Origin of the sequence: Metalysinibacillus jejuensis (assembly GCF_003057615.1) — a bacterium.
GTDB lineage: Bacteria > Bacillota > Bacilli > Bacillales_A > Planococcaceae > Metalysinibacillus > Metalysinibacillus jejuensis.
The window spans coordinates 44,509-69,460 of the sequence record NZ_QAFW01000003.1 but is presented as its reverse complement, the minus strand read 5'-3'; the positions used below and the strand labels follow the sequence as shown (position 1 = coordinate 69,460).

At 42.7% G+C, this 24,952-nt stretch carries 22 protein-coding genes and 1 pseudogene; 20 read left to right on the top strand and 3 right to left on the bottom strand.

Annotated features, from left to right (window positions below):
- Positions 1-2: 2 nt before the first annotated feature.
- From DDE80_RS02320 to DDE80_RS02290, 7 genes and pseudogenes are all read left to right on the top strand, one after another.
- Positions 3-1,355, top strand: coding sequence for an acetyl-CoA carboxylase biotin carboxylase subunit (locus DDE80_RS02320; RefSeq protein ID WP_108306076.1), 1,353 nt, complete (start codon positions 3-5; stop codon positions 1,353-1,355).
- Positions 1,356-1,373: 18 nt separating this feature from the next.
- Positions 1,374-1,586, top strand: coding sequence for an acetyl-CoA carboxylase biotin carboxyl carrier protein subunit (locus DDE80_RS02315; RefSeq protein ID WP_108306075.1), 213 nt, complete (start codon positions 1,374-1,376; stop codon positions 1,584-1,586).
- A 12-nt stretch (positions 1,587-1,598) separates the two neighbouring features.
- On the top strand, positions 1,599-2,510 hold the full coding sequence (locus DDE80_RS02310; RefSeq protein WP_108306074.1) for a hydroxymethylglutaryl-CoA lyase: 912 nt from the start codon (positions 1,599-1,601) through the stop codon (positions 2,508-2,510).
- Entirely contained in the window at positions 2,507-3,283 is a 777-nt protein-coding gene (locus DDE80_RS02305; RefSeq protein ID WP_108306073.1) for an enoyl-CoA hydratase, read from the top strand. Before DDE80_RS02310 ends, DDE80_RS02305 begins: the two co-directional genes overlap by 4 nt.
- Before the next feature lie 18 nt (positions 3,284-3,301).
- Entirely contained in the window at positions 3,302-4,825 is a 1,524-nt protein-coding gene (locus tag DDE80_RS02300) for an acyl-CoA carboxylase subunit beta (RefSeq protein ID WP_235612256.1), read from the top strand.
- Positions 4,826-4,914: 89 nt separating this feature from the next.
- Positions 4,915-6,213, top strand: coding sequence for an HD domain-containing protein (locus tag DDE80_RS02295; protein WP_108306071.1), 1,299 nt, complete (start codon positions 4,915-4,917; stop codon positions 6,211-6,213).
- Between the two features lie 90 nt (positions 6,214-6,303).
- A pseudogene (locus tag DDE80_RS02290) lies at positions 6,304-7,873 on the top strand (IS3 family transposase).
- 118 nt (positions 7,874-7,991) lie between these two features.
- Here DDE80_RS02290 and DDE80_RS02285 read toward each other — a convergent pair.
- Positions 7,992-8,651 carry a class A sortase gene (locus tag DDE80_RS02285; RefSeq protein ID WP_108306070.1) on the bottom strand — a complete coding sequence of 220 codons (660 nt, stop codon included), beginning with the start codon at positions 8,649-8,651 and terminating at the stop codon, positions 7,992-7,994.
- Positions 8,648-8,833 carry a 2-hydroxymuconate tautomerase gene (locus DDE80_RS02280; RefSeq protein ID WP_108306069.1) on the bottom strand — a complete coding sequence of 62 codons (186 nt, stop codon included), beginning with the start codon at positions 8,831-8,833 and terminating at the stop codon, positions 8,648-8,650. The genes DDE80_RS02285 and DDE80_RS02280 overlap by 4 nt, the downstream gene beginning before the upstream one ends.
- Before the next feature lie 62 nt (positions 8,834-8,895).
- On the opposite strand from DDE80_RS02280, the gene DDE80_RS02275 reads away from it, so the two are divergent.
- Entirely contained in the window at positions 8,896-9,414 is a 519-nt protein-coding gene (locus DDE80_RS02275) for a YwhD family protein (protein ID WP_108306068.1), read from the top strand.
- A gap of 275 nt (positions 9,415-9,689) precedes the next feature.
- Here DDE80_RS02275 and DDE80_RS02270 read toward each other — a convergent pair whose 3' ends face one another.
- Positions 9,690-11,735: a transglycosylase domain-containing protein gene (locus DDE80_RS02270; RefSeq protein WP_108306067.1), complete on the bottom strand. Its 2,046-nt coding sequence runs from the start codon at positions 11,733-11,735 to the stop codon at positions 9,690-9,692.
- A 123-nt stretch (positions 11,736-11,858) separates the two neighbouring features.
- Here DDE80_RS02270 and DDE80_RS02265 point away from each other — a divergent pair, with 123 nt between their 5' ends.
- The 12 genes from DDE80_RS02265 to DDE80_RS02210 all read left to right on the top strand — a co-directional run bounded on the left by DDE80_RS02265 (position 11,859) and on the right by DDE80_RS02210 (position 24,937).
- Positions 11,859-12,272 carry a YwiB family protein gene (locus tag DDE80_RS02265; RefSeq protein WP_108306066.1) on the top strand — a complete coding sequence of 138 codons (414 nt, stop codon included), beginning with the start codon at positions 11,859-11,861 and terminating at the stop codon, positions 12,270-12,272.
- Positions 12,269-13,936 (top strand): arginine--tRNA ligase, encoded by a 1,668-nt coding sequence (gene argS, locus DDE80_RS02260; protein ID WP_108306065.1) that lies wholly within the window; start codon positions 12,269-12,271, stop codon positions 13,934-13,936. The genes DDE80_RS02265 and argS overlap by 4 nt, the downstream gene beginning before the upstream one ends.
- 17 nt (positions 13,937-13,953) lie before the next feature.
- Positions 13,954-14,901, top strand: a complete 948-nt coding sequence (locus tag DDE80_RS02255) for an ABC transporter substrate-binding protein (RefSeq protein WP_235612255.1) — start codon at positions 13,954-13,956, stop codon at positions 14,899-14,901.
- A 3-nt stretch (positions 14,902-14,904) separates the two neighbouring features.
- Positions 14,905-15,897 (top strand): FecCD family ABC transporter permease, encoded by a 993-nt coding sequence (locus DDE80_RS02250; protein ID WP_108306064.1) that lies wholly within the window; start codon positions 14,905-14,907, stop codon positions 15,895-15,897.
- 5 nt (positions 15,898-15,902) lie between these two features.
- The gene (locus DDE80_RS02245; protein WP_108306063.1) at positions 15,903-16,685 is read left to right on the top strand and encodes a heme ABC transporter ATP-binding protein; all 783 of its coding nucleotides are present in this window, start codon (positions 15,903-15,905) and stop codon (positions 16,683-16,685) included.
- 33 nt (positions 16,686-16,718) lie between these two features.
- Complete coding sequence (locus DDE80_RS02240; RefSeq protein WP_108306062.1) at positions 16,719-17,279, top strand: cob(I)yrinic acid a,c-diamide adenosyltransferase; 561 nt, start codon at positions 16,719-16,721, stop codon at positions 17,277-17,279.
- Positions 17,280-17,532: 253 nt separating this feature from the next.
- Complete coding sequence (locus tag DDE80_RS02235; protein ID WP_108306061.1) at positions 17,533-19,692, top strand: (Fe-S)-binding protein; 2,160 nt, start codon at positions 17,533-17,535, stop codon at positions 19,690-19,692.
- Between the two features lie 238 nt (positions 19,693-19,930).
- The gene (locus DDE80_RS02230; RefSeq protein ID WP_108306060.1) at positions 19,931-21,133 is read left to right on the top strand and encodes an acetyl-CoA C-acetyltransferase; all 1,203 of its coding nucleotides are present in this window, start codon (positions 19,931-19,933) and stop codon (positions 21,131-21,133) included.
- A complete protein-coding gene (locus DDE80_RS02225; RefSeq protein ID WP_108306059.1) occupies positions 21,130-21,981 on the top strand; it encodes a 3-hydroxybutyryl-CoA dehydrogenase in 852 nt (283 codons plus the stop codon). Before DDE80_RS02230 ends, DDE80_RS02225 begins: the two co-directional genes overlap by 4 nt.
- A gap of 12 nt (positions 21,982-21,993) precedes the next feature.
- On the top strand, positions 21,994-23,133 hold the full coding sequence (locus DDE80_RS02220; RefSeq protein WP_108306058.1) for an acyl-CoA dehydrogenase: 1,140 nt from the start codon (positions 21,994-21,996) through the stop codon (positions 23,131-23,133).
- A gap of 22 nt (positions 23,134-23,155) precedes the next feature.
- Positions 23,156-24,295: an acyl-CoA dehydrogenase gene (locus DDE80_RS02215; RefSeq protein WP_108306057.1), complete on the top strand. Its 1,140-nt coding sequence runs from the start codon at positions 23,156-23,158 to the stop codon at positions 24,293-24,295.
- Between the two features lie 3 nt (positions 24,296-24,298).
- On the top strand, positions 24,299-24,937 hold the full coding sequence (locus tag DDE80_RS02210; protein WP_108306056.1) for a TetR/AcrR family transcriptional regulator: 639 nt from the start codon (positions 24,299-24,301) through the stop codon (positions 24,935-24,937).
- Positions 24,938-24,952: the final 15 nt, after the last annotated feature.

Below are 24,952 nucleotides of genomic sequence, written 5' to 3'. Positions count from 1 at the left end.
CGATGTTCAAAAAAGTATTGATTGCCAACCGCGGCGAAATTGCGCGCCGTATTATTCGTACATGTGAGCGCCTAGGTATTGCAACTGTAGCTGTGTACTCAGAAGCGGACGCGGAGGCACTGCACGTTAAAGAGGCAACAGAGGCATACTGCATTGGCAAACCACCTGTTGCACAGAGCTATTTAAATATTGATCGCATTTTAGAAGTAGCGAAGGAGAGCGGCGCTGAAGCCGTTCATCCTGGCTACGGCTTACTATCTGAAAACGCAAACTTTGCTAAAGCATGTGAAGCAGCGAATTTAACGTTTATCGGACCGAGTGCAGCTGTTATTGCTTCGATGGGGAGTAAGTTAGAAGCGCGTAAAACGATGAAAGCAGCGGGTGTACCGATTGTTGAAGGCGTAGAAACTGCTATTAAAGATGCTGATGAAGCGATTGAAATTGCGAAAACAATAGGCTATCCTATCATGTTAAAAGCTTCAGCAGGCGGCGGTGGTATCGGCATGCAACTTGTGGAAAGCGAAGCGGATTTAGCGCAAGCTTTTGAAGGAAATCAAAAGCGCGCAGCTTCATTTTTCGGAGAGGGTACGATGTATATGGAGCGCTTTATTGCTGAAGCTCATCATATCGAAGTGCAAATCATTGCTGACCAGCACGGAACGATTGTGCCACTTTTTGAGCGTGAATGTTCGATTCAGCGACGCAACCAGAAAGTGGTAGAAGAAGCACCATCGCCATTTATTTCGGCAGCTACACGACAAAAAATGTTAGCGGCGTCAGCTAAAGCTGTAGAACATATTGGCTACGTTAACGCAGGTACGATTGAGTATTTAGTGGATGAAAACGAAAACTTTTACTTCCTTGAAATGAATACGCGCTTACAAGTGGAGCACCCTGTTACCGAAGAAATCACAGGGCTGGATTTAGTAGAAGCACAGCTTATCGTAGCAGCGGGTGGCAAACTGCCATTTACGAGCGCTACGGTAGAAAAAAACGGTCATGCGATTGAAGTGCGCATTTATGCCGAAAATCCAACGACCTTCTTCCCTTCACCAGGCACGATTACTAAGCTTGTGTTACCGACAGGCGAAGGTATACGCAATGAATGTGGCGTGTATGAAGGCGGTACGGTAACGCCATTTTATGATCCGATGATTAGCAAATTAATCGCTTGGGGAGAGACGCGTGAAGTTGCATGCGAGTGTTTAGTAAAGGCGCTAGAAGCTTTTGTAATAGAAGGGATTGCAACGAATATTCCGATGTTACTTAAAACGGTAACACATGAAGCGTTTTTAGCAGGCAATACGACAACGAAGTTCGTTGATCATTATTATTTACCACAATTACAACATTAATTTTTGGAGGGGTTTATTATGGCAACAGTAAAAGCAAGCATGGCAGGTACAGTATGGAAGATTTTAGTTAAAGAAGGCGACAGTGTAACAGCTGGTCAAGATGTAGCGATTTTAGAGTCAATGAAAATGGAAATTCCTATTGCGGCAGAAGCGGATGGCACAGTAACGAAAGTCATCGCAAATGAAGGCGATTTTATTAACGTCGATGATGATTTAGTAGAAATTGAGTAAGGGGGATGTACTATGCACTTACCGAAACAAGTTGTACTGAAAGAAGTTGGCCCACGAGATGGCTTACAAAATGAAAAGGCGACAATTTTAACGACTGATAAAGTGGAGCTCATTAATTTATTAAGTATGTCGGGGCTATCGTACATCGAAGTTTCTTCGTTTGTGCACCCGAAATGGATTCCGCAATTAGCCGATGCTGCTGAAGTGCTCGCACAAATTAAACGCCAGCAAGATGTGACGTATGCGGCGCTTATTCCGAATAAGCGCGGCCTTGAGCGAGCATTAACGGTAGGCATTGATGAAGCTAGCGTGTTCATGTCTGCAAGTGAAAGTCACAATAAAAATAATATTAATAAATCGATTGATGAAACGTTTCCTGTACTACTAGAAGTAGTAGATGAAGCGAAGCGCAACGGCTTAACTGTACGTGGCTATATTTCGACGGTGGTAGGTTGTCCGTATGAAGGTTATATTGCACCAGAAAAGGTGCGCCATGTAGCGGATGCACTATTTGATATGGGGGTTGATGAAATCTCATTAGGTGACACGATTGGGGTAGGTGTACCTACGCAAATCGAGGCATTATTAACCCACTTATTACCGCATTACGGGCCTGAAAGATTAGCGATGCATTTTCATGATACGCGCGGGATAGCGATAGCGAATGTTGTGAAGTCAATGGAGCTAGGCATTACTAAATTTGATAGCGCATTAGGTGGCTTAGGGGGTTGTCCTTATGCGAAAGGAGCATCAGGCAACGTCGCAACTGAAGATTTATTATATTTATTTGATGAAATGAACATTCATACGGGTGTGCAAATGGAAAAAGTGCTAACAGCAGCAAGTTTTATTGAACAAAAATTAGGTAAGCCTTTAGCATCCAAGCAGATGGAAATTCAGCGCCATAAGGAGGACGAGACATGACAGCACTCGTAACATTTGAAGAGGTTGAACCGCATATCGGCGTCATTACATTGGCGCGATCCGCAGCGTTTAATGCGTTATCGCGTGACTTATTACAACAGCTTAGCCAAGTGGCGCAAGATATGCATGCGCGAAGAGATATTCGGGTCGTAATATTAACAGGCGAAGGTCATAAAGCATTTTGTGCAGGGGCTGACTTAAAAGAACGTCGCGGCATGGATGACGCGCAGGTGAAACAAGCAGTGCGGTTGATTGGTGAAACGGTAAATCAAGTTGAGGCCATTCCACAACCTGTAATCGCAGCGTTAAATGGTGTAGCGTTTGGTGGGGGTCTGGAGTTAGCACTCGCTTGCGACTTACGCGTAGCCTCAACAAACGTCTTGCTTGGTTTAACTGAAACATCGCTTGCGATTATACCGGGCGCGGGGGGCACACAGCGCTTACCGCGACTTATCGGTTTAGGCAAAGCGAAGCAACTGATTTATACTGCTGCACGCCTGACTGCTGCTGAAGCGGCGACGTATGGCATTGTTGAAAAAGTTTGTGATGATGCGCAAGAGGGCGCATTAACGATAGCGCGTGCGATTGCTACAAATGCACCACTGGCGCTAATCCAAGCGAAAGCAGCGATTAACCGAGGGGTAGAGGTAGATCGTCAAACTGGCTTAGCTATTGAAGCTTTAGCGTATGATGCGCTAATTCCGACAAAAGATCGTGTAGAAGGGCTCGTTGCTTTCGCAGAAAAGCGACCGCCTCACTACAAAGGGGAATAATAAAGAGGGGGAATGGACATGGAAACACGTACAACGACGATGAAGGAAGAGATTTTACAAGGGGGTAAGCCTAAATATCACGAGAAAAATGCAGCGCAAGGCAAAATGTTTGTGCGTGAGCGCTTAGCATTATTGCTTGATGATGGGCTCCAGTCAGAGGATGGGCTGTACGCAAATTGCTTAGCAGGTGACTTACCAGCAGACGGTGTCGTAACGGGCATTGGTAAAGTAAATGGTCGTACGGTTTGCGTGCTAGCTAATGACTCAACGATTAAAGCGGGTTCATGGGGGAAACGCACCGTTGAAAAAATGATTCGCATTCAAGAAACCGCCGAAAAATTGCGTTGTCCGATGTTGTATCTTGTGGACTCAGCAGGCGCGCGTATTACAGACCAACTCGAAATGTTCCCAGGACGTCGCGGAGCAGGACGAATTTTTTATAATCAAGTGAAAATGAGCGGAAAAGTGCCGCAAATTTGTTTGTTATTCGGACCTTCCGCAGCAGGTGGTGCTTACATCCCAGCGTTTTGCGACATCGTTGTCATGGTAGAAGGCAACGCTTCGATGTATCTCGGCTCGCCACGTATGGCTGAAATGGTAATCGGTGAAAAAGTAGATTTAGAGACGATGGGCGGCGCTAAAATGCACTGTTCGACATCGGGATGTGGCGATGTTTTAGCGAAGACGGAAGAAGAAGCAATTCTTTATGCACGTAAATATTTAAGTTACTTCCCTAGCAACTATACAGAAAAAAGCCCAGTGAGTGTACCGCAACCGCCAACTGATTTTGATAAAACAATTGATGAGTTAATTCCTAAAAACCAAAACATACCTTTTGATATGTATCAACTGATTGATCGTTTAATTGATGCGGATTCGTTTTGCGAAGTGAAAAAGTTATTTGCGCCAGAGTTAATTACGGGGCTAGGTCGTATCGATGGACAACCCGTTGGTATTATTGCCAATCAGCCGCGTGCAAAAGGTGGCGTCTTGTTCCATGATTCTGCTGATAAAGCAGCTAAATTTATTTCGCTCTGCGATGCGTTTAATATTCCGCTCCTCTTCTTAGCCGATGTACCCGGCTTTATGATTGGTACACAAGTTGAGAAGGTGGGGATTATCCGTCACGGTGCGAAAATGATTTTTGCGATGAGCGAAGCGACTGTGCCAAAATTAACCGTTATTGTGCGTAAAGCGTACGGTGCAGGCTTATATGCAATGGCGGGTCCTGCCTTTGAACCTGATTGCTGTATTGCGCTAACGGGTGCGCAAATTGCGGTTATGGGACCTGAAGCGGCAGTGAATGCTGTATACGCTAATAAAATTGCAGAGCTTCCAGAAGAAGAGCGCGCTGCCTTTATCGCAGAGAAACGTGCGGAGTATCAACAAGAAATCGATGTCTACCGTTTAGCGTCGGAGCTGATTATTGATGATGTCATTGAACCAAATGACTTGCGTCAGGCGCTAGCGACACGTTTACCATTATATATGTCTAAGTATTTGCCATTTACTGACCGTAAACACGGTGTAAACCCAGTTTAATTTACCTTTTAGGGCTATCTCGGTTGTGAGATAGCCTTTTTTGTATATATAATAGAAGAAAGTAGAAATGAGCATGGGAGGGAAAGTTGATGAGTTACGCACAAACAAAGCTTAGAGAAGAAAAAGTTTTTAAAGATCCTGTACATAGTTATATTCATGTTCGTGATTTAGTCATTTGGGATTTAATTAGCACGAGAGAGTTTCAGCGCTTACGCCGCATTCGCCAACTCGGCACGACGTACTTAGTGTTTCACGGAGCAGAGCATAGCCGCTTTAATCACTCGCTCGGTGTTTATGAAATTATTCGCCGCATTGTAGATGATATTTTTAAGGGGCGTGAGCATTGGGATGACAGCGAGCGTTTATTAACATTATGCGCGGCGTTACTGCATGACTTAGGTCATGGGCCGTTTTCTCACGCGTTTGAAAACGTCTTTAGCTTAGATCACGAAGAGTACACGCGTAAAATATTGCTTGGCGATACCGAAGTAAATGCTGTATTGCGTCGGGTGGCGCCAGACTTCCCAGAAAAAGTAGCGCAAGTAATTGAAAAGAAATATGCAAATCCATTAGTCGTTAATTTAATCTCTAGTCAAATTGATGCTGATCGCATGGATTACTTACAGCGCGATGCGTATTACACAGGGGTGAGTTACGGTCACTTTGATATGGAGCGCATTTTACGCGTTATGCGCCCGCGTGAAGATAAAATTGTTATTAAAGAAAGTGGAATGCATGCGGTAGAAGACTATATTATGAGCCGCTATCAAATGTATTTACAAGTTTATTTTCACCCGATTTCGCGCAGTGCCGAAATGATTTTAAATCATACGTTAAAGCGCGCACGTAAGTTATTTCATGAAGGGTACGTTTTTAAACAAGATCCATTTCCTTTCGTCTCCTTTTTTACTGGAGAGATTACGCTTGAAGCGTATATTAATTTAGACGAAAGTGTCGTTTTGACGTATTTCAAATGGTGGTCGCAAGAAGAGGACGAAATTTTACGTGACTTGAGCACGCGTTTTATTAATCGCAGGCTGTTTCACTATGTGGACTTTAATCCAGGAGAAGAACTGCAAAAGTATGAGCGCTTAAAAGAACTCTTTACCGAAGCGGGGATAGATCCGACCTATTATTTTGTGCACGACACTACAGCAGATTTGCCGTATGATTTTTACCGACCTGGTGAAGAAAAAGTACGCGAGCCTATTTTCTTAGAAATGAAAAATGGTAAGGAGCTTGAGCTTTCTCGTAAATCTACGATTGTAGATGCCATTACAGGACGCGTACAACGCGATCATAAAGTCTATTTCCCGAAAGAACGAATTTTAGCATTAACCGATTGTAAAGCAGCACAAGAGATAAAAGAGCTATTGCATATTACGTAAAACGACAACCATCTTAGGTCTTGATATGCTCCCAATATAGTAGACAGAGAAATAATCAAAGTTCTCTACTACTGTAAAGGGGGCATTTTTATGTCTAAAAGATGGACTAAGCATACGTTAGATGAAAGAGTTGCAGCTGTTCTTAGTGTAATTGAGAAGCAAAGAACAGTAAATACAGTCGCAAAGGAGTATGAAGTTACAAAATTCACAATAAACGATTGGGTTCGTAAGTATCAAGCGTACGGTGTAGAGGGATTAAAGATAGCGAAAACTTGGAAAAGATATTCCAGCGAACGTAAAATAAGAGCCGTTAACTTTTATTTAGACGGAAAAGGTAGTTTGCCTGTAACGTGTAAAGAATTCAATATCTCTTCCACTTCTATTTTAAGACAGTAGCTAAACCTTTATACTAGTGGACAAGACATAAAATCTACTGGTAAAGGAACAGATACTATGAATCCTGGACGTAAAACAACTTTTCAAGAACGCATTGAAATCGCTCAATATACAGTTGCCAATGAATATAATTATCAAGAAGCTGCCGAAAAGTATCGAGTATCTTATCAACAAGTGTACAGTTGGCTTGGGAAATATGAGAAAGATAGTGAACAAAGCCTTCACGACCGTCGTGGTAAGTCACTAGAATCTAAGCCTAATCTAACAGATGAATAGAAATTACAACTTCGTATTAAAGAATTAGAACACAGCAATCAGTATTTAGAAGCGGAGAATGGTCTATTAAAAAAGTTGAAAGCAATCGAAAGGGGGATGGGAATGCGCGATTAGGCACTCATTTAGCTCGTTTTCAAGCGATTCACGATTACCATGAAAAGACGAAAAGCCCCATTGTATTACTTTGTGAAATCTTAGGCGTCTCGCGATCTAGATACTATAGATGGTTAAAGCATGAGCCTACAACACCACAGAAAGAAAATGAATGGTTGATGGAGAAAATCAAAGAAGTATTCAAGAATAGGAACGGTATCTATGGCTATCGTCGAATCACAATAGAGATTAATCGCACAGTTAAGAAACACTATAACCCGAAAAGAATCCGTCGTTTAATGAATGAAATGGGCCTCAAATCGCATATTCGACGTTCGAATGGTTACTCAACAAAACAAGCTACGTAAATATTGAAGAGAACATTTTAAACCGAGAATTTAGCGCTGAGAAACCAAATGAGAAATGGGTGACCGACATTACGCATATGACTTACGGCTTTGGCAACAAAGCTTATTTAAGCGCGATTAAAGACCTTTATGACGGCTCTATCGTCGCTTATCAAGTGATCCGAAATAATGACAATCCATTGGTCATGAAAACGTTAGAAACCGCTATAGAGGCATATCCAAACGCAAAACCATTGATTCATAGCAATCGCGGTTCCCAATATACGTCAAAGGAATATCGTGATCTGACAACAGTAGCTGGAATGACGCGCAGTATGTCACGTGTCGGAAATTGTATAGATAACGCACCAATTGAAAGTTTCTTTGGTCACTTTAAGTGTGAAAAATACGATTTGAAAAATTATCGTACTTTCGAGGAGTTAGAAAAGGACATTGATGAATACATTAAATTTTATAACGAGGAACGCTATCAAGAGAAGTTAAACAGCCTAGCACCGATGGAGTTTCGGTACCAGGCTGTGGCATAAAGCTTTTGTTTTTTCGTTGTCTACTTGACAGAACACAGTTCATCTCCTGAGATGGTTGTTTTCTATTGTTTTTATAAAAAAACACTTCTCATTGTGCATAGACAATGAGAAGTGTCGCTTACTTCAAAGGCATTTCGTCAAATGGTATCGCCTCAACAAACTCCGCTTCTACAGCGAGACGATTATAACCTGCGTCCGCGCAAGTAATTAAAGTAAGCTTCGTTTGACCAGGCGTGTCATTAATGACGTGTACATCTGTAGCTGCAATCGTTTCCTTATGATTGATGCGGTATTCATAAACTTTATCTAAATCAGTAACGTAGACGCTATCGCCAATCGTTGCATTATAAAGAGGGCCAAATAATACGTCGCGCCCTTCAAAATAATGAGCTGCTAGCGCGTAGTTGCCGATGCCTAGCTTTTGATCAGGCTTCATAGTACCAGCACCTACAGCTAATGCGCTATTTGCTACGCCTTTTAAAATAGGTACTTCCATATTTACGCTTGGCACGACAATGCTGCCAATAACGGGATAGTCTTTAGAGGAAGCTTGGGCTTTTAGCACATCAGTGAGTGATAAAGATTGTACCGCTTCAAATGTAAAGTCCACATCTTGTTGTTGCTCATTTTCTTTTAATTGCTCTGCTGTATAATGCTCAAGGCTTAGCTCTTTGGCAGAGCGCTTTAGCAATGCATCGCGAATAGGATTAATAAAAATGAGAGTGAGCCCTACGATAAAAAGTAGAGCAATGCCTATATTAATTACTTTGTTTTTCATTTATCGCTAAATCGTACACCTGCGACGCCGTAATTTTCTTTTGACATTTCTTCAATAAATACGGTGATGTTTTCTTTAGGTGCGTTAACTGTTTTTGATACGGCTTCGGTTACTTCAGCGACAAGTGCACGTTTTTGTTCAGGCGTGCGTCCTTCAATCATTTTAACTGTAACGTATGGCATTGTTCATTTCCTCCTTAAACGTGTATAGTTTAACTATAGCATGAAATGGAGGAGAATTGAGCATGACAAACTCAGAAAAACCGAAGCAAAAAATGGGCTTTACCATTATCAAAAATAACCCGACAGATGGGCATAAAGGTTTTGGTATTGGCTCACTATCGTTAGAAAATATTTCGCCTGTGTTTATTGATATTGAGGAAGAACGCGCCTTTGTTGATGTGGGTGCTATGCATGCGCGCAGTGACGTGGAGCGTGGCATTAAGTTTACGATGGATAAGGCTGACTCTGAAGGGGGCAAACCTTACTGGCTAGTATGGGTAACGATTGATCAGCGTGAAGAAGGACCTTATTATGCCGGCGTGACAGCATGTGAGATGGTAGTAAATCGTGAGAAACGCCGCGGCTATAAAATTTTAGCGGATCACGTCAATCGCATGGATAAATCGTTAAAGCGTCATATTATGGTAGACATGATGGATGAGCCATCAAAAAAAGTATTAGGTGCTTTTTTACAAGCGCATAATGATATGCTTTGGGTGAACAGCGAACCTGCACTTCGTCAAGCCTTATTATGCGAGTAAATGAACATTGTGTGACAAATGAAAAAGCATTCTATATGAGGTTGAAACTACCTCGAAAAAAAAGTAAACTACAAGTAGAGCTTATAATAGTAAGCTAGGACATTTGGCAAAAAAAGCAAAGTGCCAAAGCAATCTGGACCATTGCCTACGCGCTTTGCTTCATTTGTCAAAAAAGAAAAGTCATCTATTCCTATGGAACATAAGATTCCAAGGAATAGATGACTTTTTTTGTGCTAAACGATATTAGACGTCATGGCGCGCGCAAAAGTTGCGCCTTAGCGTTTAGGAGGTGGCCCTAAAATGGAAGAAGGGATGGAATCAAAGAAGCGCTCCCACGTATCCACATCAAATAAATCAAATTTAATACAGCGTTCTGTCGGCACGTCTTTGTCTTTTACAAAGACGACAGCCTGTTTACCACAAGCGCGTGAGCCGAGCTTCCCTGAGGAGATTTCGACGTTGACAGCACTTACCCCTTTAGGTGGCGTAAAGCGCTGTTTTTTACTCGTATTAACGCGCTCCATAAAGTCGAGCCAAATGTATTTTGTTACGCCGCCTGCCAAGTTTTTACCTTGGTCATAGCCATTCCACACACCAGCTGTAATCGACGGAGAAAACCCAACTATCCACTGGTCACTATTAGTCGTACCTGTTTTAGCTGCGTAATAATCATGTGTTAAATACGGTGCAATATCGTTGCCTGTGACGTTAGTATAGTCATTATACTCATCATTAAACATCGCTTGCATCATCGTCGTTACTAAAAAGCTATCGGTTTTCGTCAGCGCTTGCTCGATTTCGGTAGGCGGCGTGTACGTATAGACGACTTCGCCTTTACTGTTCGTAATGGATAAGATTGTCGTCGGTGTTACCGCTGCCCCTTTAGAAGCTAAGCGATTATACGCTGTCGTTAGGCGGTAAAGCGATAATTCTTCTGAGCCTAGTGCGATGCGCGGGCTATTAGCTTTGCCAATAGGTAAGTCAAAGCGCTCGCCAATAGAGCGAAAGGCTTTATAGCCAATATCTTCTAACACTTTAACCGCATAAATATTATCGGAAAGAGCTAGCGCTTGAATCATCGAAATATCATGGTCTGCAAAGGCATCATTGGCATTTTTAGGCGTGTACTGTTCGTTGCCATTAAAGGTAAATGTCGTTTGCGTCACTGGTAAAAAGGTTAGCGGATTATAGTTTTTTTCGAGTGCCGCCGCATATAAAAATGGCTTAAGCGTTGAACCCGGTTGGCGTTGTGCCTGCGTGGCGCGGTTAAACGGGCTCTCGCTATAATTGCGTCCGCCAATCATCGCTGTAACCTCGCCTGAAGATGGCGCTATACTAACAAAGCTCACTTGTAAATCGCCTTCTGGCATGCGGTTCGCTACGGCGAAGTCAGCCGCTTCTTGATGCTTTTTATTAAGCGTCGTTTGGATGACATAGCCACCTGCACTAATATCGAGTTGTTGTTTGCGTAAAATTTCGCTCGCTTCTTGCCATGCGACGTCTAAAAAGTACGGCGCATGATTTGTTTCTTGAAAGGCATCATTTTTTAATGCGATTTCTTGCGTTTGTGCCGCAACTTTATCCGCTTCTGTAATTTTATTATTGTCCATCATTAAGGCTAAAATAATAGCTTGGCGCTCTTTAGCTTTATCAATATCTACAATCGGTGAATAGATGCTAGGGCCCTTTGGTACGCCCGCAAGCAAACTCGCTTCGGTTAGCGTTAAATCTTTAGCGGCCTTACCAAAATAATAGCGACTGGCAGCTTCTACACCGTACATGCCATGCCCGAAGTAGACAGTATTTAAATAGCCTTCTAAAATGGCGTCTTTACTATAAAAAATTTCGAGACGATAGGCATAGAGCGCCTCGTTAAGTTTACGTGACCATGTTTTTTCATGGGATAAATATAAGTTGCGCGCAAATTGCTGTGTGATCGTACTAGCACCTTGCGCTTTGCCGCCTGATTTAATATTAGCGACGACTGCCCCCGCAATACGCTTTAAGTTAAAGCCGTGATGCTCATAAAAGGTATGGTCTTCTACAGAAAGTAGCGCATCTACCATAAAAGGTGAGATATCATCGAGTGCGACCCAGTACCTACGTTCATTAGCGAAGTGGTCACCGATTTTTTCGCCGTCACGATCGACGAATGTCGAAGCGCTCGGTACTGTAATAGGCGGCGCACCTGCTACTTGGGCATAAATGCGAATGCCGCCCCATAGTAATCCGGAAGCGGCTATAAAAATAGCGACGAGTAATAACAGACGTTTACCGCGTCGTTTATGCTTCAATTGACGAAGATGTTTCTTACGCTTCATCGCAATCACCTCATGTATTTATACGTTAGTGTAATAAGGAAGGTTTCACCACACGTTCGTATTGAAAGTTACCTCTTACTTATCCTATAATATAAAGGTTATAGATGAAAGGAGCGAGTTGCATTGAAACCTATTCAAATTCAACTTACATCCGTGATACGTCACTTAGAAAGCGAAGCAGAGAAATACGAAATGTGGTTAGAAGGTCACTTAACTGAAAAAAGAGGGGCTTATTATATTCGCTATACTGAAGAACAAGAGGCGGGCAGCATTACGACGATGATTAAAATTACAGATGATACTGCGCTTATTATGCGTAGCGGTGCTGTAATGATGCGGCTACCTTTACAAAAAGATGTGCCGCAAGCAGGGCACTACAATAGCGATGCCGGACAGATGCCACTGGCCATTGATACGCAAGCACTTGAACACGACATAGCGCGTGGGCAATTTACAACGACATATGAGCTAGCGATTAGTGGGCAGAAGGTTGGCTCATATACATTAACGATTAATTATACGGAGGTAGGACAATGAACGCAGTAGAACAAGTACAACAAACGATTAAAGATGCCCTGCAACAAGCAATTCAGCAGGCGCAATTAGTGGAGGATGCGAGCGCACTTAACATCCAATTATCACAACCAAAGGACAAAGCAAACGGTGACTACGCATCAAACGTAGCGATGCAATTAACAAAGCTAGCGCAAAAACCACCACGCGCGATTGCAGAGGCAATCGTTGCTAATTTAGTAACAGAGGGCACAGCTATCGAAAAAGTCGACATTGCAGGCCCAGGCTTTTTGAACATTACGGTGCGCAAAGATTTCCTAGCAGACGTTGTAGAAGCGGCTTTAGCTCAAGGCGAAAAATTTGGTCAATCGACAGCAGGTGCTGGCGAGAAGGTACAAGTTGAGTTTGTATCAGCTAACCCAACAGGTGACTTACACCTTGGTCACGCACGTGGTGCATCTGTAGGGGATTCACTATGTAACGTACTAGCAGCAGCAGGCTATGATGTATCTCGCGAATACTATATTAACGATGCAGGTAACCAAATTAATAACTTAGCGTATTCATTAGAAGCGCGTTATAAACAAGCATTAGGTCAAGAGGCTGCGATGCCTGAGGATGGCTACAATGGTCAAGATATTATTGATATCGCTAAAAAATTAGCAGATGAGTTTGGCACAACGATTTTAGATAAGCCTGAGGAAGAGCGCTTTGCATTTTTCCGTGAGCACGGTTTGAAATTAGAGTTAGACAAGTTAAAAACAGACTTAGCCAACTTCCGCGTTGATTTTGATGTATGGTACTCAGAGACATCACTTTACAACAACGGCAAGATTGATGTAGCTCTCAATAAATTAAAAGAAAACGGTCATGTGTTTGAACAAGACGGCGCTACTTGGTTCCGCTCAACAACATTTGGTGATGACAAAGACCGTGTGCTTATTAAAAAAGACGGTTCATTTACGTATTTAACACCAGATATTGCGTACCACGAAGATAAAATTAATCGTGGCTTTACGAAATTAATTAATATTTGGGGCGCTGATCACCATGGTTACATCCCACGTATGAAAGCGGCAATTGAGGCGCTCGGTTATAATCGTGATACATTAGAAGTAGAAGTTATCCAAATGGTGCAGCTGTATAAAGACGGCGAGAAGTTTAAAATGAGTAAGCGTACAGGTAACGCAGTAACAATGCGTGAGCTTGTAGAGGAAGTCGGCTTAGATGCGGTACGTTACTTCTTCGTTAAAACAGCGGGTGACTCACATATGGACTTTGACTTAGATTTAGCTGTATCACAATCTAACGAAAATCCAGTGTACTACGCACAATATGCGTATGCGCGTATTGCTTCGATTTTACGTCAAGCAACGGAACAAGGCTTTACGGCTTCAACAGCTAACTTAGATTTATTAGGTGCAGAAAAAGAAATTGATGTCTTGAAAAAGGTGGGCGACTTCCCAACAGTTATCGCAGAAGCGGCTAAGCACCGTACACCTCACCGTATTGCAACGTATATTCAAGAGTTAGCAGCGGCATTCCATAGCTTCTATAATGCCGAAAAAGTACTAGATGCAACAAATAAAGAGCGCACAGAAGCACGTCTTGCACTCATTACAGCTGTACGTATTACGCTTGCTAACGCGCTTCGTTTAATTGGCGTAGCTGCACCAGAAAAAATGTAATAAAGGGAGAGATAGCAGTGAACAAATGGTTAAAGTTTGCCGTTTTAATGGTCGTAGCAACGTTACTATTAGTAGCGTGTAATACGACAAAGACGGACACTAGCAATGAAACACCTGCTGAGCAAGGTACAGAAAATGTACGCACGCTTCAAGATGCTACAGGTAAAGATATTGCTTTTGAAGAAGCACCAACAAAAATCATTACTACCGCACCAAGTATTACGGAAACATTATTTGCTCTAGGTTTAGATGAAGAAATTATCGGCGTATCTGACAATGATACATACCCTGAGCAAGCGACACAAAAAGAAAAAATCGGTGGCATGACGCTTGATGCAGAAAAAATCGTAGCGCTTGCACCAGACGTTGTTTTTATCCACGAAACTTCGGTGGCGTCTTCTGAGGCAGCCATTCAGCAATTAAATGATGCAGGTGTAACGGCATTTGTCGTACCAGAATCGAAAAATTTCGATGAGACATATGATGCAATTACACTCATTGGCGAAGTAGTAGACCGCCAAGATGAAGCGCAAAAAATCGTAACAGCAATGCAAGAAAAAGTACAAAAAGTAGTAGAAGACGTTAAAGCATTAGACGTAACACGTACGGTATTTTTAGAAACATCAGATGCACCGTCAATTTATACCGCAGGTAACGGCAGCTATATTCAAGAAATGTTTGATTTATTAGGCGCGACGAATATTGCTAAAGACGGCGGAGATAATTGGTTTGAAATTGATCCAGAAGCGATCGTTCAAGGCAACCCAAACGTAATTATTGTGCAATATGATTATGTACCAGATATCATTGAAAAAATTAAACAACGTGACGGCTTCTCAGCAGTAGAAGCTGTAAAAAATGACCGCATTGTGCAAGTTGATGTTGACTCAACGAGCCGTACAGGTCCACGCTTAGCAGATGGCTTTGCAGAAATTGCAAAAGCTATTTACCCAGAGGCCTTCTAACAGGTGAAAAAATATCTCGTCGGCTATAGCGTATCGTTAGTATTATTAGCGATTGCTACATGGTTGGCTATTAGTATCGGTTCTGTGCGCGTGCCATTGTCTGTTTTATGGCAACCGTCGTCAGCAGATGCCATCTCAGCAAATATTATATGGAAAATCCGTATGCCACGTGTAATGCTGGCGGGACTTGTAGGGGCAGCACTTGCGATGGCAGGTGCTGCCTTTCAAGGTTTACTTAAAAACCCATTGGCAGATCCATATACGCTAGGGGTATCTTCGGGTGCAACAGTCGGTGCAGTAATGACGATGTTTTTTGGTTTAACGACTACGACATTCGGTTTATTTACACTGCCGGTTTTCAGTATGCTTGGTGCATTAGCGGCACTCATTGCAGTGCTTGGTTTTGCGCGCCTCGTGGACCGCAGTATGCGAATGGAAACATTGATTTTAACAGGTATTATTATTAGCGCCTTTTTAAGCTCTGTCATCTCGTTAATGATTGCGTTAACGGGCGAGGAGCTACGTCAAATTTTACATTGGTTAATGGGAAGCGTATCGATGCGTGGCTGGGCTTATGTACAGCTCGTTTGGCCATTTTTACTGCTCGGTGGCGGCTTATTATGGTGGAATCGCATGGAGTTAAATGCTTTATTATTTGGTGAAGAACGCGCCCAGTACTTAGGGGTAAATGTCAAGCGGAGCAAATGGCAAATTTTAATTGGTAGTTCGATTTTAACAGGGAGTGCTGTTGCTGTCTCAGGCACAATTGGCTTTGTCGGCTTAGTCGTGCCCCATATGACACGTTTAATTTTTGGTACAGACCATCGCCATTTATTACCGCTTGCGATGATTAACGGTGCCACTTTATTAATTGTTTGTGATTTAATTGCACGCACGATTATTGCGCCTTCAGAGTTACCAATTGGGGTAATTACATCCTTTATCGGTGCGCCTGTATTTGCGTATATTTTCTTTAAACAACGAAAGCGAGGGTAAAGCTTATGCTAGATGTCAAACAGTTAACAGGCGGTTACGGTGAGCGTACGATTGTAAAAGATGTTAGCTTTCACGTGCGCGAAAATACGATGCTTGGCATACTCGGCCCAAACGGTAGTGGCAAATCCACGTTGCTAAAAATGATCAGCGGTAGTTTACCGATTAAAAGTGGCACGGTGCACATTGCAGGGCGTGAGCGCAGCCGTTATAAAAGCAAGGAGTTAGCGCGAAAAATGGCGGTGCTACCGCAGCTTAACCCGCACGCTTTTTCCCATACGGTGCGCGATACAGTAGCACTAGGGCGCTATCCTTACCAATCAGGCATCATTACTTCGTGGTCAGCAAAAGATGAGCAAGCGGTGCAATTTGCCCTAACGCAAACGAATATTGCTCACTATGCCGCGCATTATTTAAGCGATCTCTCAGGTGGGGAACAGCAGCGGACTTTTATCGCTCAAGCGCTTGCCCAACAGTCGTCGCTCATTTTATTAGATGAGCCGACAAATCATTTAGATTTAGCACATCAACAACAAGTGATGGAGTTATTGCGTCGCCAAGTGAAAAAATGCGGGCAAAGTGTCGTAAGTGTATTTCATGATATTAACTTAGCAGCACTTTACTGCGATCAACTTCTTTTACTGCAAGATGGTGCGGTATATGCCCTCGGTACACCACAAGAAATTATTACAGCCGAAGCAATTGCAGCTGTATACGGCGTGGATGTCGCTTGCTTTACGCATCCGATTACCGGCGTGCCGCAAATAACATTAAAGCCATTGACAGAATAATGTGATACACTTTTTACACGAGGAGGGATTAGCATGAAATTGTATACAAAAACGGGTGACACAGGAAAGACGAGCTTAATTGGTGGGCGTGTAGATAAAGATAGCCTACGTGTTGAAGCTTATGGCACAGTAGATGAGTTAAACGCCTTTATCGGCTATGCTGTAACGGATTTAAATGAAGTGACATGTGCAGATATTATTAAAGATTTAACGATCATTCAACATGAGCTATTTGATTGCGGAGGCGATTTAGCTAACGTAATGAAAGAGCGTCACTACAAGTTAGCACAAGCGTCTATCACCTACCTTGAGGAGCGCATTGATGCCTTATCAGACGAGGCACCACCGCTTGAAAAATTTATTTTACCGGGGGGCAGTAAGGGAGCGGCAGCATTACATATTGCACGTACCGTTACACGTCGCGCTGAACGCCAAATGGTAACCTTAATGCGAGAAATTGAAGATGTAAATACGCTAATTCAAATTTATTTAAACCGTTTATCGGATTACTTTTTTGCAGCAGCACGCGCTGTTAACTTCCGCTTGCAAGTAGCGGATGTCGAGTATGAACGCGGCGGTCAAGTGTTTAAATAATGCTTTATTTTTTTAAAAATCATGTAGTGCAATAAGCTGTATTACATGATTTTTTCAAAAAGACCACTGTCTTTTGTATAGATATTTTGTATAATAGAGAAAATACAGCCGTTTAGTGAACAACTTTCGTTTTGAAGAAATTTTCAATATTTTTTGATTGCTTGTTGACTGAATGCTCATTCATACTTAAAATAAAAGTACTGAATGGGGAACACAAAGATTTGGGGGAATATTTACTAAAGGGGGAAGAGCGATGAGTCCATTACTTATTGCAAACTGGATTTTATTTGGCATCGTTGTGTTATACGGTGTTGGACTATTTTTATACTTATTAAAGACGCGTTACCAGTTCGTTAAAATTGGTAAGAAAGTAGAGTTTGATAACCGCGTTAAAGAACGTTTAGCAAGCGTAGTCGAAAACGTTTTCGGACAAAAGAAGTTATTAAAAGATAAAAAGAGTGGGTTAATCCACGTATTTTTCTTCTATGGCTTCTTACTCGTACAAATTGGCGCAATCGATTTAATTTGGAAAGGATTAAAGCCTGGTTCGCATTTACCACTGGGCGGCCTATATAATTTCTTCACGTTCTTCCAAGAACTTGTCGTGTTAATGATTTTAGTAGCGGTTGTGTGGGCATTTTACCGTCGCTACGTCGAAAAGCTAACACGCTTAAAGCGCGGCTGGAAAAACGGGCTCGTGTTAATTTTCATCGGTGGATTAATGGTATCAACATTAATCGCTAACGGTATGGGCATCATTTGGCACGGTCATGAGCCGTCACTATATGAGCCAGTAGCTTCAGTAATTGCGATGGCATTTAGCTTCTTGCCACAAACGGCAGCAGCAACGGTATTCTTTGTTATGTGGTGGGTGCACTTACTTATTTTATTAACATTCTTAGTCTATGTACCACAATCAAAACACTTCCACTTAATTGCAGGGCCAGTAAACGTCTACTTAGGTCGCTTAGATCGTCGCGGGACATTAGAGCCAATCGACTTCTCAGCACTAGAAGAAATGGACGAAGATGCAGAAGAGATGCCAGCTATTGGTGTAGGTAAAATTCAAGACTTTAAACAAAATCAATTAATCGACTTATACGCTTGTGTAGAGTGTGGTCGTTGTACAAATATGTGTCCAGCAACAGGCACAGGTAAAATGCTGTCGCCAATGGATTTAATCGTAAAGCTGCGCGATCATTTAACAAATACAGGTGCAGTCGTTACGAAGCAAAAGCCATGGGTACCATTTACGGCGTTTAAAGGCACAAAGGGTAACCAATTAGCCATGGCAGCAGGTGCAGAAGGTGCAGTAATTGAAGACATTTACAACCCTTCATTAATTGGTGACGTTATTACAGAAGAAGAAATCTGGGCATGTACGACTTGTCGTAACTGTGAAGACCAATGTCCTGTAATGAATGAGCACGTAGATAAAATTATTGACCTGCGTCGTTATTTAACGATGACAGAAGGTAAAGTAAATCCAGATGCACAGCGTGCTATGACGAGCATTGAGCGTCAAGGTAACCCTTGGGGACTTAACCGTAAAGAAAAAGAAAACTGGCGTGACCTTGACCCAACAGTTTCTATCCCGACGATTAAAGAACTTAAAAAATCGGGCGAAGAAATGGAATACTTATTCTGGGTTGGCTCAATGGGTGCATTTGATAGCCGCTCACAAAAAATTGCTTTAGACTTTGCGCGCTTAATGAACGAAGCGGGTGTGAAGTTTGCGATTTTAGGCAATAAAGAGAAAAACTCTGGTGATACACCACGTCGCTTAGGTAATGAGTTTTTATTCCAAGAGTTAGCGACATCAAATATTAGCGAGTTTGAGAAAAATGACGTGACTAAAATCGTAACGATTGACCCTCACGCATACAATATCTTTAAAAATGAGTACCAAGACTTCGGTTGGCATGGCGAAGTATATCACCATACGGAGTTACTTGATCAGTTAATTACAGAAGGTCGACTGCAAATGAACTACGAAGTGGATGAAACGATCGTCTTCCACGACTCTTGTTATTTAGGTCGCTACAATGATGTGTACGATCCACCGCGTGAAATTTTACGAGGCATCCCAGGTGTAACGCTTGTAGAGATGGATCGTAACCGCGAAACAGGTATGTGCTGTGGCGCTGGTGGTGGTTTAATGTGGATGGAAGAACATGTCGGCAACCGCATTAACGTAGCGCGTACAGAGCAAGCGCTTGAAACGAATGCATCGGTTATTTCTTCTGGCTGTCCGTATTGCTTAACGATGTTATCAGACGGTACAAAAGCGAAAGAAGTAGAAGACCAAGTAGGTACGTACGATGTAGCTGAGTTACTAGCACGCTCGGTATTCGGTACAGCAAAACCTGTCATCGAAGAAGAAGCAGCTACTCCGACAGACGTAACAGAATAATAATAAGCATAAACCGCTTGAGCAATCAGGCGGTTTATTTTTTTGTCTAAATAATTAGAAAATACTATACAACGTGAATAAAGACTTATAAAATGACGTTATAGAGAAGTATTTGTATTTAATGAAGAATATTTGCATTGCATTCACGACATAACTTCGGTAAAATGAAAAGTAAGTTAGTTGAGCGAGCGTTCAGTCGTGATAGCTAACGAACAGTAGCATAAAAGGGGTGGAAGGTTTGAGTAAAACAGTAATTCTTGACGGAGCACGCACACCATTTGGTAAAATGGGCGGCGCATTAAGTTCATTAGCGGCAAGTGATTTAGGTGCAGTAGCAATTAAAGGGGCATTACATAAAGCAAATGTAGCACCTGAAGATGTTGGCGAAGTAATTATTGGTACAGTACTGCAAGCAGGACAAGGGCAAATCCCTTCGCGCCAAGCAGCTACAAAGGCGGGTATTCCGTGGGAAGTAAAAACAGAAACGATTAATAAAGTATGTGCATCAGGCTTACGTAGTGTAACGCTTGCAGACCAAATTATTCGCTTAGGCGAAGAAGAGGTTATTGTAGCAGGCGGCATGGAATCGATGTCCAATGCACCGTACTACTCACTGAATGCGCGTCAAGGCTTACGCATGGGGGATGCAGCGCTTGTAGACGGTATGATTTTTGATGGGTTATCGTGCTCGTTTAGTGAAAAACGTGTACATATGGGCACTTACGGTAACTCAACCGCTACTAAATTTGATTTAACGCGCCAAGCGCAAGATGAGTGGGCAACGCGTAGCCATCAGCTAGCACATGAGGCCATTACAGCGGGCAAATTTGCTGAAGAAATTGTGGCAGTAGACGTACCACAGCGTCGTGGTGAAGCGGTTACTGTAAAGGAAGACGAAGCTGTACGTCCTTCGACAACAGTAGAGACGCTAGCTAATTTACGTCCAGCTTTCGACAAAGACGGCACGATTACAGCGGGTAATGCACCAGGCGTTAACGACGGTGCAGCTGCACTCGTATTAATGAGTGAGGAGCGCGCTAAAGCAGAAGGACGCGCACCACTAGCGTATATTATCGGACATGCTGAAGTTGGTGTAGCACCGGAAGATTTCCCGCAAACACCAGGGCTTGTTATTAATGAGTTATTAAAAAAGACAGGTACGACAATCGACGAGATTGAAGCAGTCGAAATTAATGAAGCTTTTGCGGCAGTAGCATTAGTGAGCAATCAAATTGCAGGCTTGCCAGCTGATAAAGTAAATGTTAACGGTGGTGCAGTAGCACTTGGTCACCCAATTGGGGCATCGGGCGCACGCATTATTTTAACGCTTGCTTATGAATTAAAACGCCGAGGTGGCGGTAAGGGGATCGCTGCCATTTGTTCTGGGGGAGGACAAGGCGACGCAATTATGATAGAGGTACCACGAGGGGGAGCACAATGAATATTCAACGAGTAATGGTCATCGGAGCAGGACAAATGGGGTCAGGTATTGCGCAAGTTTGTGCGCAAGCAGGGTTTGATGTGAAACTGAACGATATGAAGCAAGAGTTTTATGAGCGCGGCATTGGCGTTATTACGAAAAACTTAACGCGTGACGTGGAAAAAGGTCGTAAAACTGAAGAGGACAAGGCAGCGATTTTAAATCGCATTACGATGTCACTAGATTTAAAAGATGCGCATGACGTAGACATTATTATCGAGGCAGCGGTTGAAAACATGGAGATTAAGCAGTCCATCTTTAAACAGCTCGATGAAATTGCACCGGAGCATGCGATTTTAGCAACGAATACATCGTCATTACCGATTACAGAAATTGCAGCTGTAACAAAACGTCCTGAGCAAGTAATTGGTATGCATTATATGAATCCGGTACCTGTGATGAAGCTGGTAGAAATTATTCGCGGCTTAGCGACATCAGATGCAGTGTATCAAGCGGTAGAAGATATGACGAAAAAACTAGACAAAACGCCAGTAGAAGTGAATGACTTCCCAGGCTTTATTTCAAACCGTATTTTATTACCGATGATTAATGAAGCGGTTTATGCGCTTTATGAAGGTGTAGCAACGAAAGAAGCGATTGATGATGTTATGAAGCTTGGTATGAATCATCCGATGGGACCGCTAACATTAGCTGACTTTATCGGCCTTGATACGTGCCTATACATTATGGAAGTATTACACGAAGGACTCGGAGATAGTAAATACCGTCCATGCCCACTCTTACGCAAGTACGTAGCAGCAGGTTGGTTAGGTAAAAAATCAGGTCGCGGTTTCTACGTTTACGAATAAGGAGAGAGTGCAGTGAACTTACAATTTACAGAAGAACAACGCATGATGCGTGATATGGTGCGTAACTTTGCGCAAAAGGAAATTGCTCCGTTCGTAGAGCGTATGGAAGCAGGCGAATTTCCACGCGAGATTTTAAAGAAGATGGGTGAGCTTGGCTTAATGGGTATTACGGTACCCGAAGCTTATGGCGGTACGGATATGGACTTTACTTCATATATTATCGCAATCAATGAGTTATCACGAGTGAGTGCGGTAGTAGGCGTTATTTTATCCGTGCACACATCAGTAGGTACGAATCCTATTCTTTACTTCGGTAATGAAGAGCAAAAGCAAAAGTATGTGCCAAAATTAGCAGCGGGCGAGTACCTTGGTGCCTTCTGTTTAACAGAGCCGAGTGCAGGCTCTGATGCCGGCTCATTAAAATCAAAAGCGGTAAAAGACGGCGATCACTACGTTATTAACGGTTCGAAAGTATTTATTACGAACGGTGGCGAAGCGGATGTATACATCGTCTTTGCGGTAACGGATCCATCAAAAGGTTCTTATGGCATTTCAGCATTTATCGTTGAAAAAGGTACAGAGGGCTTAGTTATCGGTAAGGATGAAGAAAAGATGGGCTTACACGGCTCACGTACTGTGCAGTTAACGTTTGATAATATGCGCGTACCTGCAGAAAACTTACTAGGTGCTGAAGGAGAAGGCTTTAAAATTGCGATGGCTAACTTAGACGTAGGGCGCATCGGTATTGCGGCACAATCATTAGGCATTGCAGAGGCGGCACTTGAAGCGGCAACAGGCTATGCGAAAGAGCGCGTACAGTTTGGTAAACCAATTGCGGTACAACAAGGGGTAGGCTTTAAATTAGCGGATATGGCAACAGCTGTAGAAGCAGCTAAATTACTCGTTTACCGTGCAGCGAACTTACGTGCAGAAGGTAAAAACTGCGGGCAAGAAGCATCAATGGCTAAGCTATTTGCTTCAAAAACGGCAGTCGATACAGCTATTGAAGCCGTACAAATTTACGGTGGTTATGGCTATACGAAAGATTATCCAGTAGAGCGTTATTTCCGCGATGCTAAAGTAACGGAAATTTACGAAGGTACGTCTGAAATTCAACGCTTAGTTATTGGCAAACATATGATGACAAAATAAGTATAAAAAAGGGGATAGAACAATGAACTTCCAATTATCAGAAGAACACGAAATGCTACGTAAAATGGTACGCGACTTTGCGCTTGAGCAAGTAGCGCCAACAGCGGCTGAACGCGATGAAAACGAAACATTTGATATGAATATTTTCAAACAAATGGCTGAGCTTGGCTTAACAGGTATCCCTTGGCCAGAAGAGTACGGCGGCGCAGGTATGGACTACCTTGCTTACGTTATTACAATCGAAGAGTTATCACGCGTTTGTGCATCAACAGGCGTTGTCTTATCAGCACATACATCATTAGCAGGTTGGCCGATTTACAAATACGGTAACGAAGAGCAAAAACAAAAATACTTACGCCCAATGGCAGAAGGTAAAAAAGTTGGCGCTTACGGCTTAACAGAGCCAGGCTCAGGCAGTGATGCAGGTGGCATGAAAACAACAGCTAAATTAGACGGCGATGCGTACGTGCTAAACGGCTCGAAAATCTTCATTACAAACGGTGGTATTGCGGATACGTATGTGGTGTTTGCAGTAACAGACCCAACATCTAAACATAGCGGTACAAGTGCCTTTATCGTAGAAGCAGATACACCAGGATTTTCTGTAGGTAAAAAAGAACAAAAGCTCGGCATTCGTTCTTCACCGACAACAGAAATTATGTTTGATAACTGCCGCGTACCAAAAGAAAACTTACTCGGCAAAGAAGGCGAAGGTTTTATTATCGCTATGAAAACATTAGATGGTGGGCGTAACGGCATCGCAGCACAAGCTGTAGGTATTGCACAAGGTGCACTTGATGCAGCGGTAGGCTATGCAAAAGAGCGCGTACAATTTGGTAAACCAATTGCTGCGCAACAAGGGGTTTCATTTAAATTAGCGGATATGGCAACACAAACAGAAGCATCACGTTTATTAACGTATCAAGCGGCTTGGTTAGAGTCGAATGATCTACCGTATGGTAAAGCTTCGGCAATGGCTAAATTATTAGCAGGCGATACAGCGATGAAAGTAACGACAGAGGCAGTACAAGTATATGGCGGTTACGGCTATACGAAAGACTACCCAGTAGAGCGTTACATGCGCGATGCTAAAATTACACAAATTTATGAAGGAACGCAAGAGATTCAACGCTTAGTTATCTCGCGTATGCTTACAAAGTAATTTATGACAGAGAAACAACAAGGTAAGTTAGTAGTAGAGTCATCTGTTAAGGATGAAAGTTTGATTGCCATTCGCCGTAAGCAAATGATTCAAGGCGCGATTAAGTTATTTAAGGAAAAGGGGTTCCATCGCGCTACCACGCGAGAAATCGCAAAAGAAGCTGGCTTTAGTATTGGGACGTTGTATGAGTACATTCGCTCCAAAGAAGATGTATTATACCTTGTGTGTGACAGCATCTTCAATGAAGTGATGACGCAACTGTCGGAGTTTCCGACAGACTCAGGTACGTTAAACGAATTAAAAGGGGCAATTCGTCAATACTTTATGTTAATTGATGGCATGGTGGACGAGTTTACCATTATGTATCAAGAAACAAAGTCGCTTAAAAAAGAAGCATTAGTTTATGTTTTTTCGAAAGAGTTTGAAATGGTCGCAATTTTTGAAGGCATTTTGAAAAAATGTGTAGATGCAGGGGAGCTCACATTAACAGAGCAACAAATTCATCTCGCAGCGAATAATATTGTGGTACAAGGGCAAAGTTGGGCGTTCCGTAAATGGGCGCTCCACCCCCACCACACGATTGATTCGTTTATCGACATGCAGACCACGATGTTTATTGAGGGGATTAAGGGATTTGCTTAACAATTTATAAAGAGG